24 protein-coding genes are annotated in these 20761 nt (G+C 35.3%); 23 read left to right on the top strand and 1 reads right to left on the bottom strand.

The window, feature by feature from the left end:
* Window positions 1-544 precede the first annotated feature (544 nt).
* From ACTJJ9_RS24225 to rsmI, 11 genes are all read left to right on the top strand, one after another.
* Window positions 545-748: a sigma factor G inhibitor Gin gene (locus ACTJJ9_RS24225; RefSeq protein ID WP_095303053.1), complete on the top strand. Its 204-nt coding sequence runs from the start codon at window positions 545-547 to the stop codon at window positions 746-748.
* A gap of 280 nt (window positions 749-1028) precedes the next feature.
* A complete protein-coding gene (locus ACTJJ9_RS24220) occupies window positions 1029-2471 on the top strand; it encodes an aminotransferase class I/II-fold pyridoxal phosphate-dependent enzyme (protein WP_145584706.1) in 1443 nt (480 codons plus the stop codon).
* 3 nt (window positions 2472-2474) lie between these two features.
* The gene (tmk, locus tag ACTJJ9_RS24215) at window positions 2475-3107 is read left to right on the top strand and encodes a dTMP kinase (protein WP_095303055.1); all 633 of its coding nucleotides are present in this window, start codon (window positions 2475-2477) and stop codon (window positions 3105-3107) included.
* A gap of 80 nt (window positions 3108-3187) precedes the next feature.
* Window positions 3188-3517 carry a cyclic-di-AMP receptor gene (locus ACTJJ9_RS24210; protein WP_095303056.1) on the top strand — a complete coding sequence of 110 codons (330 nt, stop codon included), beginning with the start codon at window positions 3188-3190 and terminating at the stop codon, window positions 3515-3517.
* 74 nt (window positions 3518-3591) lie between these two features.
* On the top strand, window positions 3592-4032 hold the full coding sequence (locus ACTJJ9_RS24205) for a YaaR family protein (RefSeq protein WP_095303057.1): 441 nt from the start codon (window positions 3592-3594) through the stop codon (window positions 4030-4032).
* Between the two features lie 14 nt (window positions 4033-4046).
* The gene (gene holB, locus ACTJJ9_RS24200) at window positions 4047-5039 is read left to right on the top strand and encodes a DNA polymerase III subunit delta' (RefSeq protein WP_095303058.1); all 993 of its coding nucleotides are present in this window, start codon (window positions 4047-4049) and stop codon (window positions 5037-5039) included.
* Window positions 5040-5041: 2 nt separating this feature from the next.
* Window positions 5042-5869, top strand: coding sequence for a PSP1 domain-containing protein (locus tag ACTJJ9_RS24195; protein WP_095303059.1), 828 nt, complete (start codon window positions 5042-5044; stop codon window positions 5867-5869).
* On the top strand, window positions 5869-6255 hold the full coding sequence (yabA, locus tag ACTJJ9_RS24190; RefSeq protein WP_170944502.1) for a DNA replication initiation control protein YabA: 387 nt from the start codon (window positions 5869-5871) through the stop codon (window positions 6253-6255). The genes ACTJJ9_RS24195 and yabA overlap by 1 nt, the downstream gene beginning before the upstream one ends.
* Before the next feature lie 380 nt (window positions 6256-6635).
* A complete protein-coding gene (locus tag ACTJJ9_RS24185) occupies window positions 6636-7409 on the top strand; it encodes a tRNA1(Val) (adenine(37)-N6)-methyltransferase (protein WP_095303061.1) in 774 nt (257 codons plus the stop codon).
* A 74-nt stretch (window positions 7410-7483) separates the two neighbouring features.
* Window positions 7484-7795: a GIY-YIG nuclease family protein gene (locus ACTJJ9_RS24180; RefSeq protein ID WP_095303062.1), complete on the top strand. Its 312-nt coding sequence runs from the start codon at window positions 7484-7486 to the stop codon at window positions 7793-7795.
* Window positions 7767-8648, top strand: coding sequence for a 16S rRNA (cytidine(1402)-2'-O)-methyltransferase (rsmI, locus tag ACTJJ9_RS24175; protein WP_174879834.1), 882 nt, complete (start codon window positions 7767-7769; stop codon window positions 8646-8648). The genes ACTJJ9_RS24180 and rsmI overlap by 29 nt, the downstream gene beginning before the upstream one ends.
* Before the next feature lie 137 nt (window positions 8649-8785).
* Here rsmI and ACTJJ9_RS24170 read toward each other — a convergent pair whose 3' ends face one another.
* Window positions 8786-9067, bottom strand: a complete 282-nt coding sequence (locus ACTJJ9_RS24170) for an AbrB/MazE/SpoVT family DNA-binding domain-containing protein (protein ID WP_145584710.1) — start codon at window positions 9065-9067, stop codon at window positions 8786-8788.
* Window positions 9068-9320: 253 nt separating this feature from the next.
* On the opposite strand from ACTJJ9_RS24170, the gene ACTJJ9_RS24165 reads away from it, so the two are divergent.
* The 12 genes from ACTJJ9_RS24165 (at window position 9321) to ridA (ending at window position 20610) form a co-directional block, all read left to right on the top strand.
* Complete coding sequence (locus ACTJJ9_RS24165) at window positions 9321-9389, top strand: YSIRK-type signal peptide-containing protein (protein ID WP_370877296.1); 69 nt, start codon at window positions 9321-9323, stop codon at window positions 9387-9389.
* Between the two features lie 370 nt (window positions 9390-9759).
* Window positions 9760-11742: a methionine--tRNA ligase gene (gene metG / locus ACTJJ9_RS24160; protein ID WP_440768963.1), complete on the top strand. Its 1983-nt coding sequence runs from the start codon at window positions 9760-9762 to the stop codon at window positions 11740-11742.
* A 121-nt stretch (window positions 11743-11863) separates the two neighbouring features.
* Window positions 11864-12634: a TatD family hydrolase gene (locus ACTJJ9_RS24155; RefSeq protein WP_440768962.1), complete on the top strand. Its 771-nt coding sequence runs from the start codon at window positions 11864-11866 to the stop codon at window positions 12632-12634.
* A gap of 241 nt (window positions 12635-12875) precedes the next feature.
* Window positions 12876-14066, top strand: coding sequence for a ubiquitin-like domain-containing protein (locus ACTJJ9_RS24150; protein WP_145584716.1), 1191 nt, complete (start codon window positions 12876-12878; stop codon window positions 14064-14066).
* Between the two features lie 392 nt (window positions 14067-14458).
* Window positions 14459-15016 (top strand): ribonuclease M5, encoded by a 558-nt coding sequence (rnmV, locus tag ACTJJ9_RS24145; protein ID WP_440768961.1) that lies wholly within the window; start codon window positions 14459-14461, stop codon window positions 15014-15016.
* Window positions 15016-15900, top strand: coding sequence for a 16S rRNA (adenine(1518)-N(6)/adenine(1519)-N(6))-dimethyltransferase RsmA (rsmA, locus tag ACTJJ9_RS24140; protein WP_440768960.1), 885 nt, complete (start codon window positions 15016-15018; stop codon window positions 15898-15900). The genes rnmV and rsmA overlap by 1 nt, the downstream gene beginning before the upstream one ends.
* A 443-nt stretch (window positions 15901-16343) precedes the next feature.
* Window positions 16344-17225: a sporulation peptidase YabG gene (gene yabG, locus ACTJJ9_RS24135; RefSeq protein WP_095303074.1), complete on the top strand. Its 882-nt coding sequence runs from the start codon at window positions 16344-16346 to the stop codon at window positions 17223-17225.
* A gap of 363 nt (window positions 17226-17588) precedes the next feature.
* Window positions 17589-17858, top strand: a complete 270-nt coding sequence (gene veg / locus ACTJJ9_RS24130; protein ID WP_095303069.1) for a biofilm formation stimulator Veg — start codon at window positions 17589-17591, stop codon at window positions 17856-17858.
* Between the two features lie 155 nt (window positions 17859-18013).
* Window positions 18014-18199: a small, acid-soluble spore protein, alpha/beta type gene (locus ACTJJ9_RS24125; RefSeq protein ID WP_095303070.1), complete on the top strand. Its 186-nt coding sequence runs from the start codon at window positions 18014-18016 to the stop codon at window positions 18197-18199.
* Window positions 18200-18459: 260 nt separating this feature from the next.
* Window positions 18460-19329, top strand: a complete 870-nt coding sequence (gene ispE, locus ACTJJ9_RS24120) for a 4-(cytidine 5'-diphospho)-2-C-methyl-D-erythritol kinase (protein WP_095303071.1) — start codon at window positions 18460-18462, stop codon at window positions 19327-19329.
* Window positions 19330-19388: 59 nt separating this feature from the next.
* The gene (purR, locus tag ACTJJ9_RS24115) at window positions 19389-20234 is read left to right on the top strand and encodes a pur operon repressor (RefSeq protein ID WP_095303072.1); all 846 of its coding nucleotides are present in this window, start codon (window positions 19389-19391) and stop codon (window positions 20232-20234) included.
* Between the two features lies 1 nt (window position 20235).
* Window positions 20236-20610 (top strand): 2-iminobutanoate/2-iminopropanoate deaminase, encoded by a 375-nt coding sequence (gene ridA / locus ACTJJ9_RS24110; RefSeq protein WP_095303073.1) that lies wholly within the window; start codon window positions 20236-20238, stop codon window positions 20608-20610.
* Window positions 20611-20761: the final 151 nt, after the last annotated feature.

The raw sequence follows: 20761 nt of genomic DNA, 5'->3' as shown, positions 1-20761 counted from the left end.
CAGTAGAAATACTGGTCTTTTTTGTGTTTAAATAAAAACCGATAGGTTGATAGAGAAGCGTAGAGACAAAGTATACTTACTAGCCTGAGGCTTGGGAGAAGCAAGAAGGTCGTAGGAAGCGCAGAGAGAGAAAACCGGAATGTGCGTTCTTCGGGCACATGAGGATTTGAACGAACAAGCTTCCGAAGAGATTCGCCGCTTATCGCAAGCCGAAATCCGAACACGGAAGTTAAGCTCTCTGCGCCGATGGTAGTTGGGGGACTCCCCCTGTGAGAGTAGGACGTTGCCAGGTAAGATGGAAAGGATCAGTAGAAATACTGGTCTTTTTTGTATATTTAAATAAAAACCGATAGGTTTAGAGGGAAACGTAGAGACAAAGTATACTTACTAGCCTGACTATTACACTATATAAAGAGATTTGTATGAATTAGACAGACACATGATGAGATGAAAGACCATAATCTATGATTATCAAAAGTAAATTCAAAATTGTGTATACAATATACGGATCTAGGACAAAATGAAAAGTACGGAGGTGGAGGATATGAATTCTAATTGTTTACATGAATCGGTAGGGGAAAAATGTATTATATGTGATATGAATAAAATGACAGGAATTCATCTTTATACGAGTTTTATTTGTACAGATTGTGAGCAAGAAATTATTCACACTCAGACATCGGATCCGAAGTATCAATTTTACTTAAATAGATTAGGAAGAATTAAAAGAACAAGATTATATTCATGACGTTACATTTAGATAATTAACAAGGGCTAGCTTGCAACAGCTGGCCTTTTGTCATTATCATAGTTTTATAATAATTCCTATTATAATAGGTGTGGCTATATAACCCTTTTTATTAAAATTGTTGTTCTCAAAATGCGTCCACCTTGCGTATATGCCTGCAATATAGGAAAACATCCTAAATAATAAAGCTGGAGCGATTAACGATTATCACGAATGTTACTTTAAGATTATAGGTTGTATTGCTATAATTAAGCCATAATGATTAAGGACGGATGTAAGTATGGAAACCCCTCTTTTTACAGCTTTAATGGAGCATGCTTTGAAATGTCCACTTTCTCTTCATGTTCCTGGACATAAAAATGGTATGATATTTTTTGAAGAAGCAAGGGATATATATAATGGTATATTACCCTTTGACGTAACAGAACTAACAGGCTTAGATGATTTACATAACGCAAAAGGAGCAATTCAAAAAGCAGAACAACTTACAGCCTTGTTATATGGAGTAAAGTACACAAAGTTTTTAGTAAATGGTTCAACTGTTGGAAACTTGGCAATGATTATGGCTTCTTGTAGTCAAGGAGATGTTGTTTTAGTTCAACGTAATTCACATAAATCAATTTTAAATGGAATTAGATTAGCGGGTGCACGTCCAGTATTCTTAGCTCCTAAAATAGATGAGGATTATCAAGTTCCTACCTATGTTGAAGTAGAAACAATAAAAGATGCAATCAATAGTTATCCTGATGCTAAAGCACTTATTTTAACTAATCCAAACTACTATGGCTTATCAGTTGATTTAACACCGATTGTTCAATTAGCACATCGTTATCATATTCCTGTGTTAGCAGATGAAGCACATGGAGCTCATTTTGTTTTAGGTGATCCATTTCCGAAATCGGCAATTGAGGCTGGAGCAGATATTATTGTTCATTCAGCACATAAAACTTTACCAGCAATGACAATGGGCTCCTATCTTCACTTTAATAGTAAATTAGTGAATAAAGAAAAGCTTGATCTCTTTTTGTCGATGCTACAAAGCAGTAGTCCCTCGTATCCAATCATGGCATCATTAGATTTGGCAAGAGCCTATTTAGAAAAGAAAGTACGGGAGAATAAACAGAAAGAACTGATAGAAAAAATTGATTTATTGAAGGATTTTATAATATCCACACGAAAATTTAGTATTATAGAATCTAAAGATGAATATATTCAAGCTGATCCTCTTAAGCTTACGGTGGAGGCTGTTAATGGGTTATCAGGATTTCATTTACAACATTATTTTGAATCCCAGCATATCTTTGCTGAATTAGCAGACCCTAGTAAGCTATTATTTGTATTACCTATTGAGAATTTGGATACTACTCTTGATAAACTATCCTCAATCGATAAAGGCAAGCTTCCAGCACCAAAAAAGAATGAGATGAAGCAATATAACTACTTAGATAATAGACAAATAAAAAATATTTCATCCCTAGATTATTCATACTCTTATTTTGATAAATGTGAAGAAATAATTGTCGCCCTTCATGAATCAGTTGGACATTATTCTGCCGAAGCTATCATTCCATACCCTCCAGGAATTCCTTTTATAATGGTTGGTGAAAAAATAACAGTTGAATTAATCGAACAATTAAAGGAATTAATGGAGATGGGAGTCAATATTCAAGGTGATGAAAATATAAAATGTGGAAAAATAGCAATTTATAAAGAGAGTAGGTAAAAGATGGAGAACGGGAAATTTATTACGTTTGAGGGCCCTGAAGGAGCAGGTAAAACGACAATTATTGAATTACTAAAGAATCACTTTCAGAAAACAGGTTTTGAAGCAGTATTTACAAGAGAGCCTGGCGGAATACACATCGCTGAAAAAATTCGTGAGGTCATTTTAAACAAGGATCATACAAATATGGATGGAAGAACTGAAGCCCTTCTGTATGCTGCAGCTAGGAGGCAGCATTTAGTTGAAAAGGTTATTCCTGCACTTCAAGAGGGTAAAACAGTTATATGTGACCGATTTATCGATAGTTCTTTAGCGTATCAAGGATATGCAAGAGGATTAGGCATTGATGAAGTATATTCGATTAATGAATTTGCGATTAATGGTTGTTTTCCAGATCTCACGATTTACTTTAATATTGAGCCTGAAGTAGGTCTTAAACGAATCGAGGCAAATTCCAATAGAGAGAAAAATCGCCTTGATTTAGAAGGTTTAGCATTTCATAGAAAAGTGCAAGAAGGCTATAAAGAGGTTGTTGAAAAATTTCAAGATCGAATTATCAGTATCAATGCAAATAATCCTAAAGAAGATGTATTAAAGGATGTAATCACTGTATTGGAAAACCATCTCAACATATGACCCTTTTGGTATGAAATTACCATCAAACTAGCAATGAAGGAAATAGGTGAACATGTTACAATATAAGGAGGCTTTTTATTATGAAATTAATTATTGTCGTTGTACAGGATCAAGATAGTAATAAGTTGTTAAATGCCTTGATGGACCATAATTTTCGAGTAACGAAATTATCAAGTACAGGTGGATTTTTAAAATCAGGGAATACAACGTTTATGATAGGTACAGAAGATATAAGAGTTGATAAAGCCTTACAAGTTATTCAAGATAATTGTAAATCTCGTGAGCAACTTGTTACACCAGTTTCACCTATGGGAGGAAATGCTGATTCATTTATTCCATATCCGGTTGAAGTTGAAGTCGGAGGAGCAACAGTCTTTGTTGTACCTGTCGAGCAATTTCTCCAATTTTAATTATTACGGTTAGGTGATATTTAATTAATCCTTCAATTATATCTAGTTGTATGAATTGCTAACGGGGGGATTGTATGAAAATTAGTCAGGATTTACGAACTGCTATAGATAAACGTGGCTTAGATCAAAAGGTTGCTCAGTCTACAACAAGGGGCTTTCAAGATATTGTTGTAAAACAAGGAAATAAGCTCCAAATGGATCAATTAACAAAGCTGCTAGGTAATATTGAGGACGTAGGTCGTCGATTATCGAAATCTAGAAACTTTAGCGACCTATCGAAATACAAATTACTAGTTAAAAAATTTATCCATGAGGCCGTTGAATATGGCATGAAAATGAAACAATCTAGAAGCTGGGATTATAGTGGCAATAGCCGATCCTTAAAAATAATTGAGCAGGTAGACAAGTCCCTTCTTGAATTAACAGATGAAATTGTTAACAAGGAAGCTACGACGATTGATATTCTAGCAAAGATAGGTGAAGTAAAAGGGTTACTTATTAACCTATATACGTAGAGAGTGATGTTGAAATGATAAAGAGTTGGCAGGAGTTAGAAACATATCAACCTCGTGTTAAACGATTGTTAATAAACAGTATTGAAAAACAACGTTTGGCACATGCATATTTATTTGAAGGGAAGAAAGGGACAGGTAAAAGGAATATTGGAATTCTTTTTGCAAAGAGCTTTTTTTGTGAAAACCTTCAACATGCCGAACCTTGTAACAACTGCAGAAATTGCAGAAGAATAGATTCCGGGAATCATCCTGATGTCCATGTTGTAGAGCCTGATGGCCTTTCGATTAAAAAGGGACAAATCCAAGCTTTACAAGAGGAATTTTCTAAATCAGGTGTAGAATCGAATAAAAAGCTTTATATGATTGTTCACGCAGATAAAATGACAGTAAACGCGGCAAATAGTTTGCTCAAATTTTTAGAGGAACCGAATGCAAATACGATTGCAATATTACTAACTGAACAGTATCATAGGATGCTGAATACAATTCTTTCAAGGTGTCAATTAGTATCATTTCAGCCTTTATTACCGAAAGCTATTGAGAAATTACTCGTAGATGAAGGAATTCCTGGCCATGTTGCTTCATTAGTATCACAGCTTACTAACGATTCTGAAGATGCAATTACGATAGCAAAAGATGATTGGTTTGCGCAGGCTAGAACGAAAGTGATAAAATTATATGAGGTGATGGTCACCCGGAAAGGACAAGCTCCAATCTTTGTTCATACCGAATGGATGATGCATTTTAATGAGAAAGAAAAACAAGAAATTGGACTAGACTTGTTATTATATATATATAAAGATCTATTATCGATTAAAGTAGGTAACGAAGATCAAGTCATTTATCATGACATAATTCAACAATTGAAACAGAATGCCCTTCAAATGACACAAAGAAGTTTGACTGAGAAAATGTCTTCAATATTAGAAGCTAAAAATAGGCTTCATGCCAATGTGAATCCACAACTTTTGATGGAACAATTGGTCTTAACATTGCAGGAGGGATAAGTTTGTATGATGTTGTAGGTGTTCGCTTTAAAAAGGCGGGCAAAATATATTATTTCGACCCAAATGGTCTTCATATAGAGGATGACGACTTTGTTATTGTTGAAACAATCAGAGGTATTGAATATGGTAAAGTCGTTCTAAATAATAAGAAGGTAGAAGAAAATGATGTCGTTCTCCCGCTAAAAAAAGTAATACGTTTAGCAGATGAGAAAGATCGATTATTGGTTCAGGAAAATAAGGAAGCAGCTGAGGAAGCATATCTTGTTTGCCAAAAGAAGGTTTCAGAGCATGGTTTAGATATGAAATTAGTTGATGTGGAATATACATTTGACCGCAATAAGGTTATTTTCTATTTCACTGCTGACGGTAGAGTAGACTTTCGCGAACTAGTAAAGGATTTAGCGGCAATCTTTAAAACACGCATTGAGTTAAGACAAATTGGTGTTCGTGATGAGGCAAAAATGCTAGGCGGTATTGGACCGTGTGGAAGAATGCTTTGTTGTTCAACCTTTCTAGGTGACTTTGAGCCTGTATCCATTAAAATGGCAAAGGATCAAAGCTTATCTTTAAACCCAACAAAAATTTCTGGTTTATGCGGACGTTTAATGTGCTGCCTGAAATATGAAAATGATGAATATGAATCAGCTAAGGAATTACTTCCAGACATAGGTGAGATGATTGGGACACCAAATGGTTTAGGTAAAGTAGTAGGCTTAAATATATTAGAGCAAATTATACAAGTAAATTTAGTTGAACAAGAACGCGTGGTAGAATACACTTGGGATGAATTGCAGAAAGAAGGCGTAGTTCCAATGCAATCCACAGATTAATGAGGTGGAAACAAGTGGATAAAAAAGAGATATTTGAATCTGTAAGCAGTATGGAAGAACAAATAGGCTCCTTATTCACTCAATTGGGTGAATTAAAGCAGCACTTAGAAAAAATGATTGAAGAAAATCATCACCTAAAAATAGAGAATGAGAATTTACGCCGAAGATTAGATGTTACATTTATCAATTCAGCAAATACAAACGCTAAGAAAACAAAATCAAAAGAAAAGCAGCAAGCGAAGCAACAGCAAATTGATATCGGTGAAGGGTATGACAATCTTGCAAGATTATATCAGGAAGGCTTTCATATTTGCAATTTGCATTATGGGAGTATTCGTAAGGATGGAGATTGTTTGTTTTGCTTATCATTTCTAAATAAGAAATAATCTGGCTAACTCATATTGGTTTGTCTATTTATTGGGCAATCCTTATACATATGGGCTAGCTTTTTTTATAGAAAGCTTTATGAAGCTTTTTTATTGTCTGTTTTCGCAAACTTTGTTGTTTTTTTACAATGTAGTCGTTCGTGGTTGATTTCCTTTTGCAGTACTAGCTTTCCGCGGGGTGGGTGGTAAGCCTCTCCGGCTTAAACGCCTGTGGGGTCTTACCTTTCCCACACATCCCGCAGGAGTCTCGTAATCAGCTTCATTCAACCCTAATATAGTTAGTACAAAAACAACAATCTTTTAGGAAAGAGCCTTTTATTTGAGAAGGATCTCGTATTTGAAATGGTGTAGAATTCTCTATTCAAACGGGAGGGAAAACAATGGTTAAGTTAGTCGGTGATGAAAGACTAGATTATTTGTTAGCTGAAAATCTCAGAATCATTCAAAGTCCGACTGTATTTTCCTTTTCATTAGATGCGGTACTATTATCGAGATTTGCGTATTTGCCTATACAAAAAGGGAATATTTTAGATCTTTGTACAGGGAATGGTATTGTTCCTTTAATATTAAGCACAAGAACGAAGGGGAAAATAGTAGGCGTAGAAATTCAAGAGAGATTATACGATATGGCTGTAAGAAGCATTGAATATAATCAATTAGAACATCAGATTGAAATGGTACACGGCGATATAAAGGAGATGCCGAAAACCCTTGGCTATGGGAAATATGATGTCGTAACCTGTAATCCGCCGTACTTTACAACTTCCCAAAAGGGCTATCAAAATTTGAATGAACACTTAGCAATTGCTAGACATGAAATCCTTTGCACATTAGAGGATGTGATAAGGGTAAGTAGTCAACTTGTTAAACAAGGTGGAAAAATTGCTCTAGTCCATCGTCCAGGTCGCCTTGTTGATATAGTGGAATTAATGCGGAAATATGGAGTTGAGCCTAAGAGGATTCAAAGTGTCTATCCAAAAATCAACAAAGAGGCAAATACGATATTAGTTGAAGGAATAAAGGGCGGACGTTCAGATTTAAAGCTTTTGCCTCCAATTATTGTCTATGATGAGCATAACGAATATACACCAGAAATACGGAAGATATTATATGGAGATAAAGCAGAAAGTAGCGTAAATGAGATATGTGAATGACGTAGATGAAATGAGGCGCCTTGGCTTACCTTTTACAAGCGTGCAATTAGAAGTATGCTAGGGGGAACAGAAGGATGGAAACGGATAACCATTACTTTTATGTACTTGAGTGTAATGACGGAACTTATTATGCAGGATATACAATTGAAATTAAGCAAAGGTTAAAAAAGCATAATGAAGGAAAAGGGGCAAAATATACAAGAGGTAGAACACCTGTTAAACTTATTTTTTCTCAAAGGTTTCATACAAAAACAGAGGCCCTTAGGATGGAATATTCCTTTAAAAAGCTATCTAGAAAAGCGAAAGAGCAATACATAACAAATCATTTATGTAAAGAAGAGGAAAGGGGTAAGGAGAATGCTACAACAACAGAAAAGCTTTCATAACGAAAGTAATGGGCTCGGAAGCTTATATTTAGTTCCTACTCCTATTGGTAATTTAGAAGATATGACATTTCGCGCTATATCTATTTTGAAGGAAGTAGATTTTATTGCGGCAGAGGATACACGTCAATCAAAAAAGTTATGTAATCATTTTGAAATTGATACACCGATTTTTAGCTATCATGAGCATAATAAAGAAACAAGTGGACTACGTATACTTGATCTTTTGAAGGAAAAGAAAAATATAGCGCTTGTAAGTGATGCAGGAATGCCAACTATTTCTGATCCTGGTAGTGAATTAGTAAAGCAGGTGCTTGAAGTTGGTGGTCATGTTATCCCTTTACCTGGAGCGAACGCTGCTTTAACAGCACTTATAGCATCAGGAATAACGCCACAGCCGTTTTATTTCTTTGGATTTCTAAATCGGCAAAAAAAGGATAAGAAATCTCAACTAGAACAATTAAAAAGCAGAAGAGAGACGATTATTTTTTATGAATCTCCTCATAGATTAAAGGAAACACTTCAGCTAATGAAGGAATACTTTGGGAACAGGTCAATTTGTTTATCAAGAGAACTGACAAAGAAATTTGAAGAATTTATTCGTGGCAATATAGATGAGGTTATTAAATGGTCTGAAGAAAATGAAATTCGTGGGGAGTTTTGTTTAATTGTAGAAGGAAACCATGAGGATGTTGAGGTAAACAAGGAAGTATGGTGGAATGAGCTCACTATTAAAGAGCATGTAGAATATTATATTGCTCAAAACCTATCATCAAAGGAAGCGATAAAAAAGGTTTCCCTTGAACGAAATATTCCTAAAAGGGATGTATATCAAACATATCATGTTGATGAATAAATAAAAAACGGGGCTGACTCAATGCTAAAAAGCCAGATCCCTCTAACGCAATATATAGGAATTATACAAAGTTAATCCTTCTATATATATTACGTTTGATGAGGGTCTGACCTTTGATGAGACAGCCTCTTTATCTATTATTTTTGAACAAGCAAGTTTTGAATTTCAGCTAAGATTTGCTCCGCACCTTCACGACTAAGAACTAATTTACCGTTAGCAAGTGCTAAGTTATCATCAGAAACTTCACCAGTTACTTGACAAGTCATATTTGGCTTGTATTTTTTTAAGATGATTTTCTCATCATCAACATAAATTTCTAACGCGTCTTTTTCGGCAATGCCTAATGTACGACGTAATTCAATTGGAATAACTACACGACCTAATTCATCAACTTTACGTACAATACCAGTAGATTTCATAATAAAATATTCTCCTCTCAATTTTGACATTCTATATATTTAGTACTCATACTTCGTCAATATTCGACAAAAACTGATTTGCTTTTTAAGCATATCAGCATTTCCAATAATCGTCAATGATTTTATTTATATTTTTGTAAAAAAATAGATGTAGGGCAAAGTCTAGTGATTAAAGGTTTTCTAACTATATACCCCTATTTCCTAAAAGCAAAACCTCAATTTTACAAAATTACTCTATTTTAACTACTGAAAAATTCGACAAATGAACTACTCCATTCGACAATTTTCTTTTGGAACTTGTCGAATTGAAATAGAAATATAGAATTCGAAAATCTTTAGGTATATAACCTTGATATTAGAGGTTAAGATGGTATCATAAAGAGTATGAAATTATTGATATTGGACAGATTAGTATAGCTAGATTATCTTCGACATCCATTAAATTAGAATAAATGACATACATAGCGCTCTCGTCCTTTAGGGCGAGGGCATTTTTAAAAGGGGTAAATATAATAAGGGTGACATCTATTTGAAAAGATCTTCTTTTACATTAAATCTGTCGACAATCATCTATAATAATTAGGAAGAACATAAATAAGATATGGTTTTTTGAAAAATCATATTTGGATTAACAAGGGTAGTAAAATCAAACCATGTTTAGACAATATTGTTAAGTTTAAGGAGGTTACATAATGGAAAACAAGAAAAAATCATTTTATATTACGACTCCAATTTATTATCCGAGCGGAAAGCTTCATATAGGACATGCATATACAACAGTAGCCGGAGATGCAATGGCACGTTACAAAAGAATGCGCGGCTACGATGTTATGTATCTAACTGGTACTGATGAGCATGGACAAAAGATTCAACGTAAAGCGGAAGAAAGCAATATAACACCTCAGCAATATGTTGATGATATCGTTGCAGGTATTAAAGATCTTTGGGGTAAGATGGAGATATCTTATGATGATTTTATTCGTACAACCCAAGATCGACATAAAACGGTTGTGGAAAAAATCTTTGCTAAATTAGTGGAGCAAGGAGATATTTATTTAGACGAGTACGAAGGTTGGTACTCTGTTCCTGATGAAACATACTATACAGAGCTACAATTAGTTGATCCAATTATTGAGAATGGAAAAGTGGTTGGTGGGAAAAGCCCTGATAGCGGACATCCTGTTGAATTAGTAAAGGAAGAGTCCTATTTCTTTAGAATGAGTAAGTACGTAGACAGGCTTTTAGCTTATTATGAGGAAAATCCTGAGTTCATCCAGCCTGAATCAAGAAAAAATGAAATGATAAACAATTTTATTAAACCAGGGCTTGAGGATTTAGCTGTTTCTCGTACTACTTTTGATTGGGGTGTAAAAGTGCCAGGAGATCCAAAGCATGTTATTTATGTTTGGATCGATGCATTATCTAATTATATTACAGCTCTCGGGTATGGAACTGAAGATGAAGAAAAATATAAAAAGTATTGGCCAGCTGATGTTCATATCGTAGGTAAGGAGATTGTTCGCTTCCATACAATTTATTGGCCAATTATGTTGATGGCACTAGACTTACCTTTACCGAAAAAAGTGTTTGCTCACGGATGGTTATTAATGAAAGATGGCAAGATGTCTAAATCAAAGGGAAATGTAGTTGACCCTGTTACATTAATTGATAAATACGGCTTAGATGCTTTACGTTATTACTTATTAAGAGAAGTACCATTTGGATCAGACGGTGTATTTACTCCAGAAGGGTTTATTGACCGAGTAAATTATGATCTGGCAAATGATTTAGGAAATTTATTAAACCGTACAGTTGCGATGATTGATAAATATTTTGCGGGAGAAATTCCAGCTTATAATGGATCACAATTAGAATTTGATGACCAACTAGTAGCTTTCTCGAAGGAAACTATTGCAAAGTATGAGGAAGCAATGGAAAAAATGGAGTTTTCGGTTGTTCTTTCTTCATTATGGCAGTTTATTAGTAGAACAAATAAATATATTGATGAAACACAACCGTGGGTATTAGCGAAGGACGAGGCTAATCGCGATAAGCTTGCATCTGTCATGGTACATCTTGCTGAATCATTGCGAATAACAGCTGTGCTATTAAAGCCTTTCTTAATTGAAACGCCAAAAAATATTTTTGAGCAGCTTGGTATTGTGGATGAAAAACTCCAAGGTTGGGAAAGCATTCTTGAATTTGGCCAATTAACGCAAACTAAAGTAAACAAGCAAGCGCCAATCTTTCCACGTTTAGATGTTGAAGAAGAGGTTCAATATATTAAGGAGCAAATGAAAGGTACTGCCCCAAAGGTTGAGGAAGAGAAGGTTGAAGTTCCTGAGGTTAGTGAAGAAATTACAATTGATGACTTTATGAAGGTGGATTTACGTGTTGCAGAAGTTATTCATGCAGAACCAGTGAAAAAAGCCGACCGTTTATTAAAATTGCAATTAGACCTGGGCTATGAAAAGAGACAAGTAGTGTCTGGAATTGCAAAATATTATAAGCCAGAGGAGTTAATCGGGAAAAAGGTTATTTGTGTCGTAAATCTGAAGCCTGTAAAACTTCGCGGCGAACTATCACAAGGGATGATTTTAGCAGGTTCACATGGAGATTCCTTGTCAGTCGCAACAGTTGATAGCAGCCTTCCAAATGGTTCAAAAGTAAAATAAAAGGAATTGTATTAGGTACTGTGATATTTTCCTAATACATTGCTTTTCAAAAAGGGGTGTTCCACGTGTAACATTTTGTAGAACACCTCTTTATATTGTCGAAAAGAAGGGAAGTAGTGGGATGTTATTTGATACACATGCACATTTAAATGCAACTCAATTTGAAGAGGATGTCGTTGAGGTTATCGAACGTGCGAAGTCTGAAAATGTATCTCATATCGTTGTCGTTGGTTTCGATCGAGAAACAATAACGAGAGCAATGGAACTAACTGAACAATATGACATGATTTATGCTGCAGTTGGCTGGCATCCAGTTGATGCGATCGATATGACAGATGAAGACTTAGAGTGGATTAAACAATTAGCTGCACATCCGAAAGTAGTTGCAATTGGGGAAATGGGACTCGATTATTATTGGGATAAGTCTCCAAAGGAAATTCAGCAGGAAGTGTTTCGTAAACAAATTCGATTGGCAAAGGAAGTGGAGCTGCCAATCATTATTCATAACCGTGAAGCAACTGAGGATGTTGTAAAGATTTTGCAAGAGGAAAATGCAAGTGAGGTTGGGGGAATTATGCATTGCTTTACAGGTAGTTTGGAAACAGCTGAACAATGCATGAAGATGAACTTTTATTTATCATTTGGCGGACCAGTTACATTTAAAAATGCAAAAAAGCCAAAAGAGGTAGTAAAAGAAATACCTATGGATTTTTTGTTAATTGAAACAGACTGTCCTTACTTAACTCCACATCCTTTTAGGGGAAAACGAAATGAACCGAGCTATGTAAAATATGTTGCGGAGCAAATTGCTGAACTAAAAGGGCTGACTTTTGAGGAAGTAGCAAAAAAAACTTCCGACAATGCAATGAAACTATTCGGCATAACTCGATAGCTATTTCTGTCGAGTTATGTGATAGCCTGTCCTGAAAATATGAAATCTAAGAGGTTCTACATGTCTCTTTTTCTTCATAGGATATCTTTGTCGATAACTCTTTCTTCCCTTTTGGCTTGTTATTACGCATAATAATGAATACGTTGGAAAAATGAGACAACGTCAAAAGGGTTGACAAGATGAAAGATACTCTATATAATCCACGAGGAAGAAGGAGGCGTTTTTCATTTTCATTCAAAACATGAAAAAGCTGTTTTCCGAAAAGGTAATAAAAAACAAAATTGTCCTTACAACAACTAGTTTATTAGTAATTGGATCTGGTACTGCATACGGTACATATGAGGGTATGAAGGATACCGTCAACTTGACGGTGAATGGTAAAGAAGAAAAGATACGTACTCATGCAGATACTGTGAAAGAATTATTAAAAGAGCAAGATATAGATTTACGAGAAGAAGATCACCTATCACATGCAACAAATAAAAAGATAAAAAATGATATAGAGATTGTCTATGAAGCTTCAAAACCAGTAAAATTGGCAATAGGTGATGAACGAAGGACAATATGGACAACAGCGGATACAGTAAAGGAATTAATAGAGCAAGAAAAATTAGAGGTTACAGAGCACGATCGAGTTGAACCAGCATTAGATACAAAGATTGAAAAGGACTTATCATTAACAATTGATAAAGCGATTCAGCTTACACTAAATGTTGGCGGAGAGAAACAACAAGTTTGGACTACTTCGACTACTGTCGCTGACTTTTTAAAAGAACAAGACGTTAAATTAAATAAACTAGATAAGGTTCATCCAGATTTAACGAATCAAATTAATGAGGAAAGCATCATTACTGTTACACGAGTAGAAAAAGTCACCGATGTAGTGGAAGAACCAGTTGCCTTTAAGGTTGTAACGAAAAAAGATGATAGCCTTGAAAAGGGCAAGGAAAAAGTTATCGACTCTGGAAAAGAAGGTAAACAAGAAAAGCATTATGAAGTTGTTTTGGAAAACGGCAAAGAAGTATCAAGAAAGTTAATTAAATCGGAAACAGTTGAAGAGAGTAAAGACCAAGTTGTAGCTGTAGGGACGAAGGCTGAAGAAGTAGCAGATGTTCAAGTGTCCCGTGGTAATGATTCAGTTGCAAAGGAATTTTACGTAAGAGCTACTGCGTACACAGCAAGTTGTAACGGTTGTTCTGGAACAACTGCAACAGGAGTAAATTTAAAAGCAAATCCTAATGCTAAGGTTATTGCGGTTGACCCCAATGTCATTCCATTAGGAACGAAAGTATATGTCGAGGGCTATGGATATGCAGTTGCTGCTGATACTGGTTCAGCTATTAAAGGAAACAAAATCGATGTTTTCTTGTCATCTAAATCAGCTGCCTATCGATGGGGTTCGAAAAATGTAAAGATTAAAATATTAGATTGATAGTTTAGCAGAGGGCTTTATTCCCTCTGTTTTTTTATTTGTTTAATCATTAGCTTTTTAGTTTCCATTCCTAATTAATCTTTCGAAAATGAAAAAAGTAATGTTTTATAAAATTCACTAACCTTTTGTTTCAGTATGAAGAAGGGTATACTTTTAAGAGTATATAGCAAGTTTAAAAAGCGGAATTTCCTCAAAAAGTCGAGGGTAGGCTTTACGCTTTTTGTAAAGTAGATTAAGATTATTTTTTACAGGCTTATCTCTGTTGAGTCGGAATTTTAGTTAAATGGCAATCCACTAATTTTGTAAATATAGATACAATTATGTGTAATTAACAAGTTACATTTATATGACGAAACACAACTAGAAAAAGTTTCAGCTTTTTGGAGGAAAAAATGAAAATTAAAGAAATAATTGTTGTTGAAGGAAAAGACGACACAACAGCTATAAAGAGAGCGGTAGACGCAGATACGATTGAAACGAATGGTTCATCAATTGGTGATGAAGTGATTGAGCAAGTAAAGCTTGCAAAAAAGACGAGGGGCGTCATCATTTTTACAGATCCAGATTTTCCTGGTGAAAAAATAAGAAAGAAAATCTCGGAAAAAGTCCCTGGATGTAAACATGCATTTTTACCAAAGGCTGAAGCAAGGCCTAAAAACGGGAAAGGTATCGGAGTGGAGCATGCTAGTATAGAATCTATTCGGACTGCATTAAACTCGGTGAAAGAGGAAATGGAAGAGTTTATAAGTGATATTACGCTAGATGATCTACTAGACGCAGGGTTAATTGGTGGTACTCATGCTCGTGAAAGACGAGAGAAATTAGGTGTCCTTTTAAAGATTGGATATACAAATGGAAAGCAGCTTCATAAAAGGCTGCAAATGTTTCAAATAAGTAGAGAAGACTATATACAAGCAGTAACGAAGATTCTACAGGAGGAAAGAAATTAATGATGAAGGATATAGCAACTCCGGTAAGAACAAGAGCCATTTTAGAGAAATATGGATTTTCCTTTAAAAAAAGCTTAGGACAGAATTTTTTAATTGAGCCAAATATTTTAACAAGAATCGTGGATCATGCAGAGGTTTCAGAAAAAACAGGGGTTATTGAAATTGGACCAGGAATTGGTGCCTTAACAGAGCAGTTGGCTAGAAGGGCAAAAAAGGTTGTTGCCTTTGAAATTGATCAACGTTTACTTCCAATATTAAAAGAAACATTAAGTCCATATGATAATATAACAGTGATTCACCAAGATGTACTTGAAGCAAATTTACAGGAAACAATAGCAACACATTTTCATAATTGTGAGGAGATTATGGTTGTTGCAAATCTCCCTTATTATGTAACGACTCCGATTATTATGAAGCTCCTTGAAGAGAAACTTCCTTTAAAGGGGATCGTTGTCATGCTACAGAAGGAGGTAGCAGATCGAATATCAGCGAACCCATCGACAAAGGATTACGGTTCATTGTCAATCGCTGTTCAATATTATACAGAGGCTAAAACGGTCATGACTGTCCCGAAAACAGTGTTTGTTCCGCAACCAAATGTTGATTCAGCAATTATTCGCTTACTAGTTAGAAATGAACCGATAGTTCATGTTGAAGATGAAAAATTCTTTTTCGAAATTGTGCGGGCAAGCTTTGCTCAGAGAAGAAAGACTCTTTTAAATAATTTAGTGCATTACTTGCCAAATGGAAAAGAGTTAAAGCCTCTTATAGAGGAAACGTTGGAGAAAATCATGATTGATGGAAGAAGACGTGGAGAATCTCTTTCAATTGAAGAATTCGCTAAAGTTAGTGATGCATTATCACAAGTCGTAAATAAGAAATAAATGATGACAAAATCCTAGGTACATGCCGGAATGTACCTAGGATTTTTTTGTCTTAAGCAATTCATATTGAAAAATTACCATTCCATTTATCACAAATTTTTGAAAGCTACATAGGCTAGAAAAGGGGATTTTTCCTTTTTTAGATAAATGAATCTTCAATGTTATAAATACTGTTTCATTAAAAAATGGCTTTTTTCTATAGGCATGTTGTTTTATAACATCAGGTTTTAACTAGGTTAATCGGGACGGATATTTTGGCGCGAAGGGACATATCAGACACGTGCAGAAAACAAATTGGCAAGCAACTGTTTAGCACAAGGAAATAAAACCGTTCCTAGTTAAAGAATAGCAGAGGGAAAACAGCCTGTGAAAAAGTAAAGTTAACCCTCATAAAGGGAGTAATTTTGCCAGATGGCGAAGATAGGCAAATTGGAGTGAGAAATGTGCAGGTGAAAATAGGAGATATTGTTGCGAGAAAGTCATATCGACTAGATTTGTTATTTAGAGTTATAGATGTAATAAAAAACGATAACGGTGAGGAAATCGCCATTTTACATGGGGATGAAGTACGGTTAATTGCAGATGCTAACTGCAACGATTTGGTTGTTGTAGATGAAAAGGAAAAGAATAGTCGTAAAGTAAAGGAAAGGGAGCTAATAGAGCAGTCGAATGATTTATTTAGACAGGATTACCAATTATTACGTGAAAAACAAGAGTATTATGCTACATCAAGCTATAGCCATAATGAAGAGTTCTTTCATATTCCTGGCAGGGTGCTTCATATTGATGGGGATCCGATCTATTTAAAAAAGTGTTTGGAACTATATTCGAAAATTGGTGTCCCTGTAAATGGTGTTCATGTAAGTGAGAAGGAAATGCCAGATAAGATAACATCACTCTTAGATAAATATCGCCCGGATATCCTCGTTGTTACAGGGCATGATGCTTATTCGAAGCACAAGGGAGGTATCGATGATTTAAATGCTTATCGACACTCCAGGCATTTTATACAAACTGTAAGGAATGCCCGGAATAAGAATCCTAATCTCGACCAGTTAGTTATTTTTGCTGGAGCCTGTCAATCGCATTTTGAATCATTAATTAGAGCAGGGGCTAATTTTGCAAGCTCTCCTTCAAGAGTTAACATCCATGCACTTGATCCCGTCTATATTGTTGCAAAGGTTAGTTTTACTCCATTTGTTGAGAGGATTAATGTTTGGGAAGTATTGAGGAATACTCTTACGAGGGAAAAAGGGCTGGGAGGAATAGAAACAAAAGGTGTGCTCCGAACTGGTATGCCATATAAAAAACATAACCAACAATAAATTAAGCCACTTAAGTGCAAATAAGTGGTTTTTTCTTTTATGATCCAAAAATTATTTTATGGTCGTATTTAATAAAAAATAAATATTTCTCTTGTCGTCTAAATCAGTTTTTCTGAAAAATCGAATAGAAAATGGCTTAAATACGGGGATTTTTCGTAAAAAGAGGAATATTTAGCATTAAAACAAAAAAAATATTCATTTTATACATAATTGAGCAAAAGTTAGCAAAGACTACGTGTAGGAAATATGAGAATTTTGTTGAAAATAATTTATTGACAGTAGTTAAATAACATTGGTATAATTTAAATTTTATTTGACTTATCTGGGTATCTGTTGTATAATCAATTTAGTGAGGTGGATGCAATGGGAAAAACTCTAACGGATATTAAAAAGTCCTTGGATGGTAATCTTGGCAGACGATTAACCCTGAAAGCTAACGGGGGTCGTAGAAAGACGATAGAACGCTGTGGTGTGCTTGCAGAAACCTATCCATCTGTCTTTGTTATTGAGTTAGATCAAGATGAGAATTCTTTTGAGAGAGTATCATACAGCTATGCTGATGTTCTAACTGAAACAGTACAATTAACTTTTTTCGAAGATACAACAGGAACATATGCGGTTAGTGGACAGTAAACACCCAATTTGTTTACTGTTTTTTCTTTTTTATGCCGGATAATTTAGTGGGATCTTCACATAAAATGTTTAACTTATACAAATAATAGTTATGCCGCGATTTTATTCTTCTTTTAAAAATCCAGGCTAATCCTTTGAAAGGATGTGTTACAGTCATGGGCAGACGTCGTGGAATTATGTCTGAAGGCTTTAAGTATGAATTAGCAAAAGACTTAGGGTTTTACGAAACGGTAAAAGAAGAGGGCTGGGGAGCTATTCGAGCACGAGATGCTGGAAATATGGTAAAACGTGCAATTGAATTAGCTCAACTACAGCTTGCCGAGCAAAATAAAAATCAGTAACAATGCGGTAGGGTTGGCGATTATTCACTTTCTCCTTTTTGAGGTGGTGAATAAAGTCAGCCCTTTTTTAATATTCGCAAGTGAAGAAGGTATTAATACAGAAATTATGTCTAATAATTACATTAGAAGGGTTGTACGTTCAAAAGCCAATCTATCTCATAGAGATGTGCAAATTCGCTAATTGTCGAAAAAGGAAATACTTTACCTGCTTTTGTGGTACAATGTTGATACAATTGTAGTTCGTTAAAGTAGGTGAATACATGCGTGTTTTAGAAAAAGCACCGGCAAAAATTAATTTATCATTAGACGTCCTTCATAAACGGAAGGATGGGTTTCATGAAGTGAAAATGATTATGACAACGATAGACTTGGCTGACCGTGTGGAATTGATCGATTTGCCAATAGATGAAATACGAATCGTTTCTCATAATCGATTTGTTCCAGATGACCAGAGGAACTTAGCATATCAGGCTGCAAAGTTGCTTAAAAAGCGATATGGAATTAAAAGAGGAGTATCCATCTCTATTACGAAAACAATTCCTGTAGCTGCTGGATTAGCAGGAGGTAGTAGTGATGCAGCTGCTACTCTGAGAGGGTTAAACCGTTTATGGAATTTGGGATTATCGTTTGAACAATTAGCTGAATTAGGTTCAGAGATCGGCTCAGATGTTGCGTTTTGTGTGTATGGGGGAACGGCTCTTGCAACTGGTCGAGGAGAACTTATTGAGCATATTAACCCTCCACCACATTGTTGGGTCGTTTTGGCTAAGCCAACTATTGGAGTCTCGACAGCTGACGTTTATCGAAATCTTAACCTTAATGCGATAAATCATCCAAATGTTGATGGAATGGTTAACGCAATTCAGAACGGTGATTATGCGCAGATATGTCACTATATGGGCAATGTATTGGAAAGCGTGACATTACGTATGTATCCAGAAGTAGCAAATATTAAAGAGCAAATGAAACGTTTCGGTGCGGATGCTGTTTTAATGAGTGGTAGTGGACCGACCGTCTTTGGTTTAGTTCAATATGAGTCGAGATTACCAAGGGTTTATAATGGGTTACGTGGCTTCTGTGACCAAGTCTTTGCGGTAAGAATGTTAGGGGAACGAAACAGCCTTGATTAAATACGGATATTAAGTTATATTTACTTTAATAATATTCGGATTTTGGAGGTTGGCCGTTCATGAAATTTCGACGTAGTGGTCGTCTTGTTGATATGACAAACTACTTGCTTCATCATCCACATTCTTTGGTCCCATTAACTTATTTTTCTGAGAAATATAAATCCGCCAAATCATCAATCAGCGAAGACTTGACAATCATAAAAGAGACGTTTGAGCAACATGGAATAGGAACGTTACTCACTGTACCTGGAGCAGCAGGTGGTGTTAAGTATATTCCAAAGGTTGAATTAAAAGAAGCAAAGCAATTCATTGATGAGCTGTGCGAATTAATGGCAAGACCAGAAAGATTACTGCCTGGTGGATATTTATATTTAACGGATTTGCTAGGAAATCCTTCAATTGTAAATAAAATTGGCAAATTGTTTGCAACAGTATTTAGCAATCGAAAAATTGACGTAGTTATGACAGTCGCAACAAAAGGGATAACTTTAGCTTACGCGGTAGCAGCCCAGCTTGATGTTCCTGTAGTGATTGTTAGGAAGGATAGTAAGGTAACTGAGGGCTCAACTGTTAGTATTAATTATGTTTCCGGTTCTTCTAAACGAATTCAAACGATGCTCCTAGCAAAACGGAGTTTAACCGAGGGTTCAAACGTACTCATTATTGATGACTTTATGAAGGCTGGTGGAACGATTAATGGCATGATCAGTCTTTTGGATGAATTCAAGGCTAATGTTTCGGGAATAGGTGTATTGGTTGAAACAGAAGGTGTAGAAGAGAGACTAGTTGATGAATATATCTCGTTAGTTAAACTAACTGAAGTCGATACACGTGAAAAGCATATTGAAGTAAAACCTGGAAGTTATTTTCAATTTGAAGATGAAAATGAAGATGGGGGAGAATAATATGAAGATTGTTAGTACAAATCAAGCACCTGCAGCTATTGGTCCATATTCACAAGGGATTATTGTGAACAACTTATTTTATAGTTCAGGACAAATCCCTTTAACAGCTCAAGGGGAAATGGTAACAGGTGATATTGCTGAACAAACACATCAAGTGTTTAAAAACTTAAAAGCGGTTCTTTCAGAGGCTGGTGCTTCGTTAGAAACAGTAGTTAAAGCGACGGTTTTCTTGAAGGATATGAATTCTTTTGCTGACTTTAATGAGGTGTATGGTCAATATTTCTCTGAACATAAACCAGCACGTTCATGTGTAGAAGTGGCACGTCTTCCGAAAGATGCTCTTGTGGAAATTGAAGTTATAGCTTTAATTAAATAATAAATGATTAAGCCAATCTGATACAGATTGGCTCAGACTGTAGACAAACTCGATAAAATCGAGTTTGCATACAGTCTTTTTTTATTTAAAATATTTATTAATAGATATTTTAGAGGTGATGGATAATGATGACAAGAAACAATAATACTGA

It is taken from the genome of Metabacillus sp. 22489, assembly GCF_052044855.1.
Lineage (GTDB): Bacteria > Bacillota > Bacilli > Bacillales > Bacillaceae > Metabacillus > Metabacillus niabensis.
This window is presented reverse-complemented; position numbering and strand designations above follow the sequence as displayed.

Bases quoted from the DNA above. Each gene is read 5' to 3' on its own strand.
- purR (WP_095303072.1), top strand. From the start codon at position 19,389: ATGAAATTTCGACGTAGTGGTCGTCTTGTTGATATGACAAACTACTTG.
- ACTJJ9_RS24170 (WP_145584710.1), bottom strand. From the start codon at position 9,067: ATGAAATCTACTGGTATTGTACGTAAAGTTGATGAATTAGGTCGTGTA.
- holB (WP_095303058.1), top strand. From the start codon at position 4,047: ATGATAAAGAGTTGGCAGGAGTTAGAAACATATCAACCTCGTGTTAAA.
- metG (WP_440768963.1), top strand. From the start codon at position 9,760: ATGGAAAACAAGAAAAAATCATTTTATATTACGACTCCAATTTATTAT.
- ACTJJ9_RS24205 (WP_095303057.1), top strand. From the start codon at position 3,592: ATGAAAATTAGTCAGGATTTACGAACTGCTATAGATAAACGTGGCTTA.
- ACTJJ9_RS24155 (WP_440768962.1), top strand. From the start codon at position 11,864: ATGTTATTTGATACACATGCACATTTAAATGCAACTCAATTTGAAGAG.
- ACTJJ9_RS24180 (WP_095303062.1), top strand. From the start codon at position 7,484: ATGGAAACGGATAACCATTACTTTTATGTACTTGAGTGTAATGACGGA.
- ACTJJ9_RS24210 (WP_095303056.1), top strand. From the start codon at position 3,188: ATGAAATTAATTATTGTCGTTGTACAGGATCAAGATAGTAATAAGTTG.
- rsmA (WP_440768960.1), top strand. From the start codon at position 15,016: ATGATGAAGGATATAGCAACTCCGGTAAGAACAAGAGCCATTTTAGAG.
- ACTJJ9_RS24125 (WP_095303070.1), top strand. From the start codon at position 18,014: ATGGGCAGACGTCGTGGAATTATGTCTGAAGGCTTTAAGTATGAATTA.
- ispE (WP_095303071.1), top strand. From the start codon at position 18,460: ATGCGTGTTTTAGAAAAAGCACCGGCAAAAATTAATTTATCATTAGAC.
- ACTJJ9_RS24220 (WP_145584706.1), top strand. From the start codon at position 1,029: ATGGAAACCCCTCTTTTTACAGCTTTAATGGAGCATGCTTTGAAATGT.
- ridA (WP_095303073.1), top strand. From the start codon at position 20,236: ATGAAGATTGTTAGTACAAATCAAGCACCTGCAGCTATTGGTCCATAT.
- rnmV (WP_440768961.1), top strand. From the start codon at position 14,459: ATGAAAATTAAAGAAATAATTGTTGTTGAAGGAAAAGACGACACAACA.
- rsmI (WP_174879834.1), top strand. From the start codon at position 7,767: ATGCTACAACAACAGAAAAGCTTTCATAACGAAAGTAATGGGCTCGGA.
- ACTJJ9_RS24225 (WP_095303053.1), top strand. From the start codon at position 545: ATGAATTCTAATTGTTTACATGAATCGGTAGGGGAAAAATGTATTATA.
- ACTJJ9_RS24185 (WP_095303061.1), top strand. From the start codon at position 6,636: ATGGTTAAGTTAGTCGGTGATGAAAGACTAGATTATTTGTTAGCTGAA.
- yabA (WP_170944502.1), top strand. From the start codon at position 5,869: ATGAGGTGGAAACAAGTGGATAAAAAAGAGATATTTGAATCTGTAAGC.
- tmk (WP_095303055.1), top strand. From the start codon at position 2,475: ATGGAGAACGGGAAATTTATTACGTTTGAGGGCCCTGAAGGAGCAGGT.
- veg (WP_095303069.1), top strand. From the start codon at position 17,589: ATGGGAAAAACTCTAACGGATATTAAAAAGTCCTTGGATGGTAATCTT.
- ACTJJ9_RS24150 (WP_145584716.1), top strand. From the start codon at position 12,876: ATGAAAAAGCTGTTTTCCGAAAAGGTAATAAAAAACAAAATTGTCCTT.